General features: G+C 45.0%; 9 protein-coding genes. 5 read left to right on the top strand and 4 right to left on the bottom strand.

Annotated features, from left to right (window positions below; translation table 11 throughout):
• The first annotated feature begins 24 nt into the window (after nt 1–24).
• The 5 genes from T530_RS0100345 to trpA are packed head-to-tail and all read left to right on the top strand — an operon-like array spanning nt 25 to nt 6,633.
• Nucleotides 25–1,482 carry a chorismate-binding protein gene (locus tag T530_RS0100345; RefSeq protein ID WP_051537682.1) on the top strand — a complete coding sequence of 486 codons (1,458 nt, stop codon included), beginning with the start codon at nt 25–27 and terminating at the stop codon, nt 1,480–1,482.
• 13 nt (nt 1,483–1,495) lie between these two features.
• Entirely contained in the window at nt 1,496–3,109 is a 1,614-nt protein-coding gene (locus T530_RS0100340; RefSeq protein ID WP_027727293.1) for a bifunctional anthranilate synthase component II/anthranilate phosphoribosyltransferase, read from the top strand.
• The gene (locus tag T530_RS0100335) at nt 3,109–4,581 is read left to right on the top strand and encodes a bifunctional indole-3-glycerol phosphate synthase/phosphoribosylanthranilate isomerase (RefSeq protein WP_027727292.1); all 1,473 of its coding nucleotides are present in this window, start codon (nt 3,109–3,111) and stop codon (nt 4,579–4,581) included. Before T530_RS0100340 ends, T530_RS0100335 begins: the two co-directional genes overlap by 1 nt.
• A gap of 19 nt (nt 4,582–4,600) precedes the next feature.
• Nucleotides 4,601–5,875: a tryptophan synthase subunit beta gene (gene trpB / locus T530_RS0100330; protein WP_027727291.1), complete on the top strand. Its 1,275-nt coding sequence runs from the start codon at nt 4,601–4,603 to the stop codon at nt 5,873–5,875.
• Nucleotides 5,872–6,633: a tryptophan synthase subunit alpha gene (gene trpA, locus T530_RS0100325; RefSeq protein ID WP_027727290.1), complete on the top strand. Its 762-nt coding sequence runs from the start codon at nt 5,872–5,874 to the stop codon at nt 6,631–6,633. The genes trpB and trpA overlap by 4 nt, the downstream gene beginning before the upstream one ends.
• A 289-nt stretch (nt 6,634–6,922) precedes the next feature.
• Here the strand turns inward: trpA and asnB are convergent, their stop codons facing one another.
• From asnB to T530_RS0100305, 4 genes are all read right to left on the bottom strand, one after another.
• Nucleotides 6,923–8,683: an asparagine synthase B gene (gene asnB / locus T530_RS0100320; protein WP_027727289.1), complete on the bottom strand. Its 1,761-nt coding sequence runs from the start codon at nt 8,681–8,683 to the stop codon at nt 6,923–6,925.
• 137 nt (nt 8,684–8,820) lie between these two features.
• On the bottom strand, nt 8,821–10,218 hold the full coding sequence (locus T530_RS0100315) for a sodium-dependent transporter (protein ID WP_027727288.1): 1,398 nt from the start codon (nt 10,216–10,218) through the stop codon (nt 8,821–8,823).
• 277 nt (nt 10,219–10,495) lie between these two features.
• Nucleotides 10,496–12,196 (bottom strand): ammonium transporter, encoded by a 1,701-nt coding sequence (locus tag T530_RS0100310; RefSeq protein ID WP_027727287.1) that lies wholly within the window; start codon nt 12,194–12,196, stop codon nt 10,496–10,498.
• A 138-nt stretch (nt 12,197–12,334) separates the two neighbouring features.
• Complete coding sequence (locus T530_RS0100305) at nt 12,335–14,440, bottom strand: glutamine synthetase III (protein WP_027727286.1); 2,106 nt, start codon at nt 14,438–14,440, stop codon at nt 12,335–12,337.
• Between the last annotated feature and the right edge of the window lie 96 nt (nt 14,441–14,536).

The raw sequence follows: 14,536 nt of genomic DNA, 5'->3' as shown, positions 1-14,536 counted from the left end.
CTGAGAACTTCTGCGGAGGAAACGATGGAAAAACGGACTGATTTTATTTACAAATGCATTCCAAACTCGCGCTATACACCTTACCTGCTTGCTAAAAAGATTGGAGCAAAAGCCATTCTGGAATCTGCAAGTTTTGCCAAGGGGCGGGAACGCTATTCAATTTTAATGACTGAAGAAGCCTTTAAAATCAAACAGGAAGATGACAAAATCACATTTTTAATAGAAGGAAAAGAATCACTTTTTGATGCAGAAGCCTGCATGGGCGGAGAAAAAAGTCTTGATGCTCTTGGTCATGAAAAAACTCCTGATATTCTGGACGCCCTTCTCTACGTTGCCCGCCAGAACGAACTTCCTCAGGGACCACTTTCAGAACTGCCGCTCCCTGCCTCTGGTCTTGGCTACCTCAGCTACGAGTTTGCAAAGCACTGCGATAATATCCGCTTCTTCGAGCAGAAGGATAATCTTGAAATCCCGGAAAGCCTTTTTGTAACAGGACACCTTTACATCATTTTTGACCACTTTACAGAAGAAATGCATATTTTTGCCCTCAACTACAATGAGCATCAGATTGATTTGCAGGCTGCCATGGATAAGCTTTTAAAGCGAATCAACGATATGGACTTCTCCTATGTTGAGGAGGAAAATCAAACTTTTGATTACAAAATGATTACAGACCTGGAAGCCTCAAAGGCAGAATACATTCAGAAGGTAAATGCCCTTAAAAAGCACATCATTGCAGGAGACATCATTCAGGCGGTTCCAAGCCGCCGCGTTCAGATTGAATGCAAGGCCCCTGCAATGGCAGTTTACGGAAAGCTCCGCAAGGTAAATCCTTCTCCATATCTTTTCTACATTGATTTTGGAGATTTCCAGTTTACAGGTGCATCTCCGGAAAGTCTTGTCCGCGTTCGTAAAGGAAAGGCTGTAATCCATCCGATTGCGGGAACTATCCGCCGCGGAAAATCTGAAGCAGAAGATGAAAAATTAAAAATGGAACTTAAAAATAATCCCAAGGAACAGGCTGAACACCTTATGCTGGTAGACCTGGCCCGCAACGACCTGGGCCGGGTATGCGAAATCGGTTCGGTAGAAGTTTCCCAGTACATGGAATGTGAACTTTTCAGCCACGTAATTCACCTTGTAAGTACAACAGAAGGAAAAGTTCGCGATGGTGTAAAGCCTATTCAGGTACTCAGGGCTTCCTTCCCGGCTGGAACTGTAAGCGGGGCTCCAAAAATCAGCGCCATGCAGATTTTAAGCGGCCTTGAAAAAACAAAGCGCCGTTTTTATGCGGGGGCTGTGGGCTATATCCAGCCAAGCGGAGACCTTGATTTCTGTATTTCAATCCGCTGCGCCCTTCGCAAAGGAAACATCTGGAACCTGCAGGCGGGCGGTGGAATTGTATATGATTCGGAGCCTGAGCGCGAGTTTACTGAAACCTGCGAAAAGCTCGGGGCATTAATAGACACTCTTACAAAATAAGGAGGAATTAGACATGATTTTAGTAATTGATAACTATGACAGTTTTACATTTAATGTAGTTCAGGCTCTGCAGGCTACTGCGGCAGAAGAAATTAAAGTAGTTCGTAACGATGAGGCAACAGTTGAACAGCTTGCGGCAATGAATCCAACTCACCTTGTTGTTTCTCCAGGACCAGGAAATCCAGCTTCGGCAGGTGTCAGCGTTGACGCAATCAAATATTTTGCAGGCCGCATTCCAATTCTTGGAATCTGCCTTGGACATCAGGCTATCGGAGAAGCTTTCGGTGCTAAAATTGTCGGCGCAAAGTTCATCAAGCACGGCATTGTAGAAGAAATTGACCTGGACGGCCGCGGAATCTTCCGTACAATCGGAAAGTCTGCAAAGTTCACCCGCTATCATTCCCTTGTAATAGAAGAAGCAAGCCTTTCTTCAGATTTTGAAGTTACAGCCCGCGCAAAAGACGGAGACATTATGGGAATCCGTCACAAAACTCTTCCGATAGAAGGCGTTCAGTTCCACCCCGAATCAATTGCCAGCCAGGCATGCGAAGAGCTTTTCAAGGCATTTTTGAACTACCGCCGCGATAATCTTCCTGTTTCAGAATATCTTCGCCAGCTGATTGACGAAAGAAAACCTTTGAGCCGCGAACAGGCCTCCTTCTTTATGGAAAACCTTACAGACGGCACCATGGACCAGAAGGTAACAGCTTCTATTCTTACAGCTATGGCTGCCCGCGGCCTTCCAACTGCAGAAGAAATGGCAGGATGTGCAGGAGCCCTCTTAAAAAAGAAGACACCTTTCCCTGCAGAAGCAGGTTCAGGCCTTGCAGAAATTGTTGGAACTGGAGGAGACGGGAAAGGAAGCTTTAATATTTCTTCACTTTCTGCCCTTGTTGCGGCAAGCTGCGGTCAGGGAGTGGCAAAACACGGAAACCGCGCAGTTTCATCAAAGAGCGGTGCGGCAGACTTTTTTGAAAACCTTGGAATTAAAATCATGGCAGAGCCTGAAAAAACAGCTTCTCTTGTAAAGCAGACTGGCTTTGGATTTTTGATGGCTCCTGTTTATCACGCCGCCATGCGTTTTGCAGCCCCGGTTCGCAAGGCTCTTGGAATCAAGACAATTTTCAACGTACTGGGACCTCTTTTGAATCCTGCAAATGCAGAATATGAAGTGCTGGGCGTTTACAATGAAGATTTAATGGAAGATTATGCCCGCGCCGCAAAGGCTCTTGGTGCAAAACGAGTTATGGTAATTCACAGCCGAGACGGATTTGATGAAATCTCTCCTTGCCAGCCGACAGACGTTTTCCAGATTAATGAAGACGGAAAAGAATACCGCTATGTAATTGAGCCTTCAAAGTTCGGCATCATCGATGCAAATGCAAATGAGCTTGAAGGCGGAAGCGGTGCTGATAACGCTAAGCTTGCAATGGATGTTCTGAATGGAAAGGGCCGCCCTGCAATCAAAGCGGCAGTTGGTCTTAATGCCGGGGCTCTTCTCTATCTCTGCGGAAAGGCTAAAACCCTTAAAGAGGGCTATGACATGGCTGTAAAGGCGATTTCTGACGGAACAAGTCTTAGAAAGCTTGAAGAAATTCAGAATGTAAGCGAGAGGCTCAGTGCGTAATGGCTGATATTCTCACAACAATTGTAGAAAAAAGAATTGCAGACATAAAAAAACTGGGCATGACTTTTGGCTTTGAAATTCCAGAGCAGAGGCAGCGCCCGGTACATAAGTTTCTTTCTGAAAAAGGCGTAATTCTGGAAGTAAAAAGGGCTTCCCCAAGCAAGGGTGACATTGCTCTGGATCTTGATTCTGCAGAAACTGCACTTTCCTATGCAGAAGCGGGAGCGGCAGCAATTTCCTGTCTTACTGAAAGCAACTTTTTTAAGGGAACCCTTGAAGATTTAATGAAGGTCTGCGCCTCTGTAGATAAGTTTGAAAAAGAGACAGGCCGCCCTGCCCCGGCAGTTTTGCGAAAAGACTTTCTGATTAATGAAGAAGAAGTCCAGATTGCTTACCGGGCTGGAGCAGACGCTGTACTTTTAATTGCCAGAATTCTTTCCTCTGAAATGATGATAAAAATGGCAAAAAAGGCAGCCGGTTATAAAATGACATCACTGGTAGAAGTTCGCACTGATGAGGATTTGGAAAAGCTTTCTGCGCTGAAAGCGGCCCTTTCCCCTGAAGAAAAAGACTTTATTGTCTGCGGAGTAAACAGCAGGGATCTTTCTAACTTTAAAATTGACTTGCTTAAGCCTTGTTCCATGCTGAATAAAATCCGGGCCATTCTTGGAAAGAATGCCCGTGTAATTTTTGAAAGCGGAATAAGGACTCCAAAGTCTGCCCGATTTGCGGGAAGCACAGGCTTTACAGGTCTTCTTCTTGGAGAAGCTGCAGCAAAAGCTCCTGAGCTTAGAGAAAGTCTTGTAAGCTCCTTTGTTCAGGCTAAGGCCGACAGGAATTCAGACTTCTGGATGGAATTTGCAGAAAAGACAAATGCCAATCATCCTCTTGTAAAAATCTGCGGACTTACAAGGGCAGAAGATGTCATTTACGCAGATTCACTTGGAGCTGACTTTACAGGCTTTATTTTTGCAGATGGCTTTGAAAGAAACGTCTGCGGAAAAAAGTTTGAAGAAATGCTTCCCCGCCTGAAAAATGTAAGGGCAAAAAAGGTTGCGGTTATTACAGACGCTCAGTCTAAGGAAGCAAAGGCAGCCGTTGAATACGTAAAAGAAGGAATTCTTGACTGCATTCAGCTTCACGGACTTGAATATGACAAGGTGCCGGAGGAAATGCTTTCCCTGCCTCATTATTTTTCCATCACAGAAAAAGGCGGAAAGCTTGCAGACCAGGCAGAAAAGCTTTTTTTAATGGGAGAGCCCCGCTTCTTGCAGGATTCAAAAGGGCATGATTATGATACAAAGCGCAGGCTATGGCTTGCAGGCGGCGTAACAGAAAATAATGCCGGGGAATTGATTCAGAAATTTCAGCCGGAACTTATAGACGTTTCTGGCGGAATTGAGGATGACCTTCCGGGAATTAAAAATCAGGAAAAAATAAAAAAACTGATAGAAATATCAAGAGCAATATAAAATCAAAATCGAGGATAAAATGACACATTCAGATAATGGATTTTTTGACAGATTTGGCGGAAAGTACGTAGCAGAAGTTTTGCGCCGCCCGCTTGATGAGCTGGAAATTGCCTTTAAGGAAGCAGTAAAAGATTCTGCTTTTATGAGCGAACTTGAAACAATTCAGCGAGACTATATTGGACGTGAAACTCCCCTTCTTTTTGCAGAAACTGCAACCCGTCTGCTCGGGGGAGCTCAGATTTACATAAAACTTGAAGGCCTTGCAAATACAGGTGCCCATAAAATCAACAATGCGATCGGTCAGTGCCTTCTTGCCAGGCGAATGGGCAAAAAACGCATTATCGCGGAAACCGGGGCCGGCCAGCACGGAGTTGCAACTGCCGCTGCCTGCGCCAAACTGGGACTTGACTGTACCGTTTACATGGGCGAAGTTGACGTACGCCGCCAGCAGCCGAACGTTGCCGCAATGGAACTCTACGGGGCAAAAGTTCATCCGGTTACAAGCGGAAGCCGCACCCTTAAAGACGCAGTAAATGAAGCCATGCGTGACTGGGCCGCTAATCCGGATACAACACATTACGTTCTTGGAAGTGCCCTGGGACCAGCACCCTTCCCTGATATCGTACGAGAGTTTCAGAGCGTAATTGGTCGCGAAGTTGAACGCCAGGCTGCAGAAAGAAAACTCGACGTTGCCGCAATGATTGCCTGCGTAGGCGGCGGTTCTAACTCAATCGGATTTTTCTCGCCTTTCATCGACAAAAAAGAACCTCGTCTTATCGGTGTAGAAGCCGGCGGAATTGGAGACGGAATCGGAGAAAATGCAGTCCGCATGTCAGGAATGGCAGCGCGGGACGGAATCATGCACGGTTATAAATCACGCTTCCTTCTTGATGAAGACGGCCAGGCCCTCCCAACCCGCTCAATTTCTGCTGGACTTGACTACTGCGGAATCGGACCTCAGCTTGCAGACCTGGGACAGAAAGGCAGAATTGAGTTCACCTGTGCCCGTGACAAGGAAGCCCTTGAAGCCGTTAAATTTTTTGCCCGGAACGAAGGTGTTCTTTTTGCCATGGAAAGCGCCCACGCAGGAGCAGAAGCAATCCGTCTTGCACCTACTCTTCCAAAAGACAAGGCAATTATCGTAAATATGAGCGGACGCGGTGACAAAGACGTATTTATCACCTGCCCTGTTTTCCGCCGCAGTGAATGGATAGAATTCCTGCACGCAGAAATCGAACGCCTTGAAAGCGACACAGAAATTCACAACGCAAAAATCATGGAGGCCTCAAAATGAGCAAAATAAAACTGATGAGCCACTTAGTAGCAGGCTACCCGACTGACGAACTTTCTTTTACCGCTGCCCGCGCCCTTGTAAACGGTGGAGCCGATATTCTTGAAATCCAGCTTCCTTTCAGCGATCCAAGTGCAGACGGCCCTGCAATTCAGACTGCCTGCACAAAAGTCTTGCAGAGAGGCTACAAAACAAAAGACGGACTTGCCTTTATCGAGCGCCTTCATAAGGAGTTCCCTCAGGTTACAATTTACCTTATGAGTTACGGATCTCTTGTTTATACTCCCGGAGTTGAAAATTTCTGTAAGCGGGCGGCTCAGGCCGGCGTAAAGGGAATGATTATTCCGGACCTGCCTTTTGATTATGATGAAGGATTAACGGCAGCCTGCCACGCAAACGGGATGGAAAACATTCCGGTAGCGGCGCCAAGCATGTCTAAGGAACGCCTTGCAAAACTTTCCAAGGCCGGCTTCCCATATATTTACGCTGCGTTGCGAACGGGAATCACAGGAACTGACACTATTATAGAAGAAAGTACGCTGGAATTCTTAAAAGCAGTAGCCCAGGGCGGAAGTAAAGTATACGGCGGTTTTGGTATTTCAAGCGGAGAGCAGGCAAAAGCCCTTGCAGATAACGTAGAAGCAATTGTTGCCGGCTCGGTATTTGTAAAGATTATTACAAAGAATGAGAATGATGCTGACAAACTATACAAGGAAGTGCGTGCCAAAGCAGAAGAACTTACAGGAAAAACAAACAAATAACTAAGTGGCATATTGGCGCGAGGCGGCGGGGTGTGTGCAAAAACATTCTATTTTTGTCTGCCGCGCTAGCGGCGCATTCAATAGTTTCCTTACAAAAATAGCATGTAGCGAGGTACCGAGCGGTTTTGCACACACCCCGCCGCCGGGAGCCTATGTGTACTTTACTTTACTTTGCTTTAATTCTTCCTACTTTTTATATGCGTCGTTATGTACGCCACCTATAGCGCGTCCTGACGGTTCTTGTCGCACGCAAGCGTGCTTACCACTTTCTGCAAAAGCAGAAAGTGCTCTAGCTCTTGTAAGCATCATTATGCACACCTGCAATCGCACGACCACTTGGCTCATCCATTTTGCCCCATGCCGCATCCCATTCAAGGGCTTTTGCAGTTGAACATGCAACGCCGGCTTCATGAGGAACACAGCGTGCAGCGGAATCACTTGGGAAGAGGCGGCTGTAGATTTCGCGGTAGTAGTATTCCTCTTTTGTTTTTGGAGGATTTACCGGGAAGCGGTTTTCACGGCGGGCAAATTCTGCGTCGCTTACCTTTTCTTCAGTCATCTTTTTAAGGGTATCAATCCAGTTGTAGCCTACACCGTCAGAGAACTGTTCCTTCTGGCGCCATGCAATGTTTTCCGGAAGCATGTCTTCAAAGGCCTTGCGCAAAATCCATTTTTCCATGCGCTGCTTGCCGTCCGGGAGGCGGATGTTCATTTTGTCGCTTGGGTTCAATCTCATTGCAATGTCGATAAAGTCTTTATCAAGGAAAGGAACGCGACCTTCTACACCCCATGCCATGAGTGATTTGTTTGCGCGCAGGCAGTCGTAAAGATGAAGCTTACTCATCTTGCGGACAAGTTCTTCGTGGAATTCCCGGGCATTTGGCGCCTTGTGGAAATAGAGGTAGCCGCCGAAAAGCTCATCACTTCCTTCGCCGGAAAGTACCATCTTGATTCCCATAGATTTGATTACGCGGGCAAGCAGGTACATCGGTGTTGAAGCGCGGACAGTTGTGATATCGTATGTTTCAATATGGTAAATTACATCCGGGAGGGCATCCAGGGCCTCCTGAATTGTAAAGTGAACTTCGTGGTGAACAGTTCCGATGTAATCAGCAGCCTTCTGTGCAGCGATAAGGTCAGGGGAACCTTCAAGGCCTACTGCAAATGAGTGAAGCTGAGGCCACCATGCACTTTCCTTACTGTCAGATTCAACACGTTTTTTAGAATATTTCTGTGTGATAGCCGCGATGATAGAAGAATCCAGACCGCCGCTCAAAAGTACACCGTATGGAACATCCGACATAAGCTGAGCTTTTACGGCTGCTTCCAGACCATTGCGGACTTTTTCAATAACGCTAGGATTAATTACATCGCCTTTTTCATCAGTTGCTTTAGGGGCGTTTTTAACTGCATCAAAGCTTTCCCAGTCGCGTTTGTACCAGCGGGCAGGTTTTTCATCCTTAGAATAGAAGTAATGACCGTTAGGGAACTCTTCGATTGTCTGGCAGTCGCCTTCAAGAGCTTTCAATTCGCTTGCAACATAGTAGCGGCCAGCCTTGTCCCAGCCCTGGTAGAGAGGAATAACGCCAATTTCGTCTCGGGCAATAAGGTAAAGGTCGTTTTCGCTGTCGTAAAGGGCAAAGGCAAAAATACCGGAAAGCTCTTCAATCATTTGTGCAAAGTTGCCGCTCTGGCGGTATTTTTTATACAAAGGAATGATAACTTCGCAGTCAGAACCTGTGCGGAAATTGTATTTGCCTTCAAAAGAGCTTCGGATTTCCTTGTGATTGTAAATTTCACCGTTAGCCGCAAGAATGATTTTTTCATCATCACTGACAAGAGGCTGCTTTCCAGAAAGCGGGTCAACAATAGAAAGTCGTTCATGGCTCAAAATAGCATTTTCGCCAGTATAAACCCCGCTCCAGTCCGGCCCGCGATGTCTGATTCTCTTAGACATCTCCAGAACCTGCGAGCGCAACTCCTCTTTTAAACCTTCCGCAATAGGTTTACTTCCTGCATTTAAATCGAACAGGCCTACAAAGCCACACATATATACCCCCAAAAAATAAAAAAAAGAGGCCGTAGACTTTCCGTCGGGGGACAATCCCAGTGTAAAATCTACGACCTCTTTGCCGTTAGTTTTATATTACCAATTTTAGATTTTTATATCAATATCTTCTATATAAATTAGAACAATCCCATGCCCGCAAGAAGAATAACAAAAAGCAGAACCGGCGCTACGAACTTAATCATAACGATGTAAAGTCCCTTGCGGCCGAACTTTTCTCGGTTTCTTGTGATTTCATCGATAAGGAACTTTGGTTTTGTTACCCAGCCGATGAGGATACAGGTAAGAAGGCTTGTAATCGGCATAAGGATAATGTTACTGAAGTAATCAAGAATATCGAGAATCTGACCTGTGCTTCCGTTAGGGAGTTTCTGTTCAAAGTAGAATACGTTGTAGCCAAGACAAACAATTATAGAAACGATAAAGGTTGCCCCTGCCATAACTACGGCAGAACGTCTGCGGCTCCAGTTGAATTTATCAATCATACTTGAAGTAATTGCTTCAAGGATTGAAACTGCAGATGTAAGGGCTGCAAACAATACCATCACAAAGAAAATAAGACCAATGAACTCTCCGATGTTTCCAAGGGAATTGAAAACCTTTGGAAGGGTGATGAACATAAGTCCAGGACCTGCTGACATTCCTTCTTTTCCGGAAAAAACATAAACGGCAGGAACAATCATCATACCGGCAAGAATTGCAATTCCTGTATCAAAAATTTCAATGTGATTAACTGCTTTTCCAAGGTTGCCGCTCTTTTTCATGTAAGAACCGTAGGCAATCATAATTCCCATGGCGATTGAAAGAGAATAAAAGAGCTGACCCATGGCTGTAAGGCAGACTTTCAAAAATCCTTTAAATGTAAGGCCTTCAAAGTTAGGAATAAAATAAACTGCGGCGCCCTGAAGTCCTGTTCTTGTAAGGCCTGTTTCATCAGTGTGGGAAATAAAAAGCGAATAAAAGGCGATGAAAACAACGATTAAAACAAGAATCGGCATGAGAATTTTTGAATATCTTTCAATTCCGCGCTCAACGCCCTTGTAAACGATGATAAAAGAAAGGAAGGCAAAAATTACTGTGTAGAAAAGGGGTTGCCACTGGGAAGTGATAAAGCCGGTAAAAAAGTCCTTTTCTACTGTAACGCTGCCCTGAAAGGCAAGGTAGGAGAAAGCGTATTTTAATACCCAGCCGCCGATTACACAGTAGTAAGGATAAATAAGAAAAGGAACGATAAAAGAAAAACAGCCTAAAAATCCCCATTTAGGATTAATTTTTTTGTAGGCTGTAAGCGGACTTTCCTGGGTTTTGCGTCCGATTGCAATTTCTGTGATGAGAAGGGCAAAACCAAAAGTTACTGCAAGAATAAGATAAACTAAGAGAAAAAGTCCGCCGCCGAATTTTGCGGCCAGATAAGGGAAACGCCAGATGTTTCCAAGTCCTACTGCGCTGCCTGCCGAAGCAAGGACAAAGCCTAAAGAGCCTGAAAATGAGTTGCGCTGTTTAAGTTGTGTGTCCATGAAAAAACCTCAAAAATCATTTTTAGTAACTTTTCTATTATAATGATTTTTGAGGTTTGATGATAGTGCTGCTATCAAGACAAAGGAAAAAATATCTAAAATGACGGCTCCCGGTCGCAAAATGCGTGTCAAAACCGCGCAATAATGCGCTACACGCTGATTGTTGCAAAGAAACTATAGAATTGACCGCTCACGCGGTCGCAACAATCAGAGTGTTTTTGACCCGCACTTTGCTCCCTCGCGCCAGTTTTAATTAAATATTTACTATAACGCTCATCTAATCCTGTAATGCTTCATACCCTTCTTCGCCGGTTCTTACCTTTACTACGTTCTGAACGTCGTAAACGAAGATCTTACCGTCGCCGATGTGGCCGGTGTAGAGAACTTCCTTAGCGGCTGTAATAACCAGCTCTACAGGAACTTCACTTACTACGATATCAACCTTAATCTTTGGAAGAAGTGTCATTTCAATTGGAACACCGCGGTACTTTTCTGTATTTCCGTGCTGAACACCGCATCCCATTACGTTTGCAACTGTCATACCGGTTACATTGATGTCGTTCATTGCATGCTTAAGCTCGTCGAACTTGCTTGGGCGTGTGATGATTGTAACCATATGGAACTTTGCATCAGGACGTGAAGTTCCCTTTGTTACAGGAAGAGCCTTTTCTACAGGAACGTCACCAGCTTCTGCTGCGGCAGCGGCACTCAATCCGCCGATACCAGCTTCGCCCTCTGTCATTACCTGAGGAGCCATGATAAATCCTGCGTAACTTGAAGCAATTCCGTGTTCAAGCTTATCAAGACCGATTACTTCTTCATCGCGGCTGGCTCGCAGTCCGTGGAACTTTTTAATCAATGTAAAGACGATTACCATGCAGACTGTAGTCCATGCAACGATTGCAACTTCACCAAGGCACTGTACTCCAAGGTGGCTGAATCCGCCGCCGTAGAATACACCGCTTTCAACATTGAAAAGACCATCTGCAATTGTACCCCAGGCACCGTTTGCAAGATGAACACCAACTGCACCAACCGGGTCATCAATGTGAAGCTTCATATCAAGGCCTTCAACAACGAGTACTACGATAAAGCCGGCAACAATACCGATGATGCTTGCACCAAGAGCGTCTACTGTAGCACAAGGAGCGGTGATTGCAACAAGACCTGCAAGAGAAGCGTTCAAAGTCATGGAAACATCAGGCTTGCCGTTTTTGAACCATGTGAAAAGCATTGTTGTAACTGCGGCAACTGCCGGAGCGATTGTTGTTGTTGTGAAAACAGCAGCCAAACCACCAACACCAAGAAGCTGTGTACAGGCAGCGCCGTTGAATCCGTACCATCCGAACCAGAGGATGAATGTACCGAGGGCACCCAAAGTCAAAGAGTGACCTGGAATAGCGTGAACTTTTGTTACCTTTCCGTCCTTATCGTAATCATACTTTCCGATACGAGGACCAAGGAAAATTGCACCAATCAAAGCGGCAGTACCACCAACCGAGTGGATTGCGGCAGAACCGGCAAAGTCTACAAAGCCAAGCTGTACAAGCCAGCCCTGAGAGTTCCATACCCAGCCGGCTTCAATAGGATAAACAACTGCGCTGATGATTGCTGAATAAATACAGTATGCGCTGAACTTTGTTCTTTCTGCCATTGCACCGCTGACGATTGTTGCGGCTGTAGCACAGAATACAAGGTTGAATACAAATGCTGACCAGTCAAGCTCAGCAAAATTTGTAAAGAGCTGCAAATGTGGTTTACCAATAAAACCAAACAGATAATTTTCGCTCATCATCAAGCCGAAACCAAGCAGCATAAACATTGGAGTACCAATACAAAAATCCATGAGGTTTTTCATAATGATATTTCCGGCGTTTTTTGCCCGTGTAAAACCAGTTTCAACCATCGCAAATCCGCACTGCATAAAGAATACCAGTGCCGCACCAATCAGGAACCAAACGCCCCAAACTTCACTCATATGTGTCTCCTTTTCAAAAGATGTAAATATAAAAAACGCCGCAGACAGTCAGCCCATAAGGGGATTACTTTCTGCGGCGCCATTGCCTTTTTATAGACCTTCGGGTCAAGCCCGAAGGTGACATGTTTTGTTACAAAGTTAGCGTACGGAATACAACAAATCGCCGTAGCTTGGGAAAGGCCACAACTCTTTTGGTGTAATCACTTCAAGTTCATCTGCAACGGCACGAAGTTCGCCCATTGCGGCAAAAACTTTTTCGCGGAAGAAGAGGGCTGTTTTTCCTGAATCTCCCTTTTCTGCAACGTCTTTTGCCTCTGCAAGAGCGGCTTCAAGAGTGCTTGTTTTTGCATAGATTGAAGTTGTGAGTGCAGAAACTTTTTTAAGCATTTCTGACTCGTAGCTTGAATCACATTCAGCGCAGACAGATTTTTTCAAGCCGATTGTTTCAGCAAGCTTGTTTGCATATTTGCTGGCAGCAGGAAGAATATCTTTTTTTGCCATTTCAAGCATTGTTTCAGCTTCAATATTGATGATTTTTGAGTAGTTTTCGTTGTGAATCTCGTAGCGGCTTGTAAGCTCAACCTTTGAGTATACTCCGAACTTTTCAAAAACCTTAACGTTCTTTTCATCAAGAATGTGTGGTAAAGCTTCTGGTGTAGATTTAAGGTTATAAAGTCCGCGTTTTTCAGCTTCTTTTACCCATGAATCATCGTAGCCGTTTCCGTTGAAAATGATTCTCTTGTGTTCTTTGATTGTCTTCAAGATCAGTGCATGAAGGTCAGCCTTGAAGTCCTTTGATTTTTCAAGAAGGTCAGCAAACTGAGAAAGTTCTTCTGCAACAACAGTGTTGAGGAATACGTTTGCGCAGGCAATTGATTCGTTTGAACCAAGCATACGGAACTCGAATTTGTTTCCTGTGAAGGCAAATGGAGATGTACGGTTACGGTCTGTTGCATCCTTGTTGAATTCAGGAAGAACTGTAACACCAATCTTCATCTTTTCTTTTTCATGCTTACCGTATGGAACACCCTTTTCGATGCTGTCCAGAATTGCAGAAAGTTCGTCGCCAAGGAAGATTGAAATGATTGCAGGAGGCGCCTCGTTAGCTCCAAGACGGTGGTCATTTCCGGCAGATGCAACAGAAATGCGCAGCAGATCCTGATATTCATCAACAGCCTTGATGATTGCACAGAGGAACAAAAGGAACTGAGCATTCTGATCTGGAGTAGCACCAGGATCAAGAAGGTTCTTTCCTGTGTTTGTAGAAATTGACCAGTTGTTGTGTTTACCGCTTCCGTTTACGCCTGCAAATGGTTTTTCATGAAGAAGACAAACCATTCCGTGGCGGCTTGCAACCTTTCTCATCATTTCCATCATAAGCTGGTTGTGGTCACAGGCAATGTTTGTTGTAGTGAAGATAGGAGCAAGTTCGTGCTGAGCTGGAGCAACTTCGTTATGTTCTGTTTTTGCAAGGATTCCAAGCTTCCAGAGTTCCTTGTTCAAGTCCTTCATGAATTCCTGAACGCGAGGCTTAATCATACCAAAGTAGTGATCTTCAAGCTCCTGACCCTTTGGAGCCTTTGCACCAAAAAGTGTGCGGCCAGTGTAAATAAGGTCTTCGCGCTTGTCGTAAACAGATTTGTCTACAAGGAAGTATTCCTGTTCTGGACCTACAGTTGTTTTTACGCTTGTAACTGCTTCGTTGCCTTCAAAAAGCTTGAGCACGCGTACAGCCTGCTTGCTGATTGCCTGCATAGAACGAAGAAGCGGTGTCTTTTTATCCAGAGCTTCACCTGTATATGAACAGAAAGCTGTAGGAATGCACAAAGTACCGTCTTTAATGAAAGCAAATGATGTAGGATCCCATGCTGTATAACCGCGGGCTTCGAATGTTGCGCGAATTCCTCCGCTTGGGAAAGAAGAAGCATCAGGTTCACCCTGAACAAGTTCTTTTCCGCTGAATTCCATGATAACTTTTCCGCCGTCAATAGGGCTGATAAAGCTGTCGTGCTTTTCTGCAGTGATTCCTGTAAGAGGCTGGAACCAGTGGGTAAAATGAGTTGCCCCCTTTTCCAGAGCCCAGTCTTTCATTGCATTAGCAACAACTGTAGCAACTGAAGGATCAAGTTTTTCGCCGCCTTCAATAGTCTTCATAAGCTGCTTATAGGTTTCTTTTGGAAGCCTGGCTTTCATAACCGTTTCATTAAAAACGTTTTCACCAAAAATTTTAGTTACTTCGTCCATTTTTATTTTTTTCTCCTTGCATTGTTTTTGAAAAAAGAAAAGGCGTCGAAATTTACCGCCCGTTGTACACCGGACAGAAAATTAGTCGACGCCTTT

Origin of the sequence: Treponema sp. C6A8, from assembly GCF_000619925.1 — a bacterium.
Lineage (GTDB): Bacteria > Spirochaetota > Spirochaetia > Treponematales > Treponemataceae > Treponema_D.
The sequence above is the reverse complement of the archived record's forward strand: the minus strand, read 5'-3'. Positions and strand labels throughout refer to the sequence as shown.

Coding starts and splice junctions, on each gene's coding strand:
- T530_RS0100345 (WP_051537682.1), top strand. CDS start 25: ATGGAAAAACGGACTGATTTTATTTACAAATGCATTCCAAACTCGCGC.
- T530_RS0100340 (WP_027727293.1), top strand. CDS start 1,496: ATGATTTTAGTAATTGATAACTATGACAGTTTTACATTTAATGTAGTT.
- T530_RS0100335 (WP_027727292.1), top strand. CDS start 3,109: ATGGCTGATATTCTCACAACAATTGTAGAAAAAAGAATTGCAGACATA.
- trpB (WP_027727291.1), top strand. CDS start 4,601: ATGACACATTCAGATAATGGATTTTTTGACAGATTTGGCGGAAAGTAC.
- trpA (WP_027727290.1), top strand. CDS start 5,872: ATGAGCAAAATAAAACTGATGAGCCACTTAGTAGCAGGCTACCCGACT.
- asnB (WP_027727289.1), bottom strand. CDS start 8,683: ATGTGTGGCTTTGTAGGCCTGTTCGATTTAAATGCAGGAAGTAAACCT.
- T530_RS0100315 (WP_027727288.1), bottom strand. CDS start 10,218: ATGGACACACAACTTAAACAGCGCAACTCATTTTCAGGCTCTTTAGGC.
- T530_RS0100310 (WP_027727287.1), bottom strand. CDS start 12,196: ATGAGTGAAGTTTGGGGCGTTTGGTTCCTGATTGGTGCGGCACTGGTA.
- T530_RS0100305 (WP_027727286.1), bottom strand. CDS start 14,440: ATGGACGAAGTAACTAAAATTTTTGGTGAAAACGTTTTTAATGAAACG.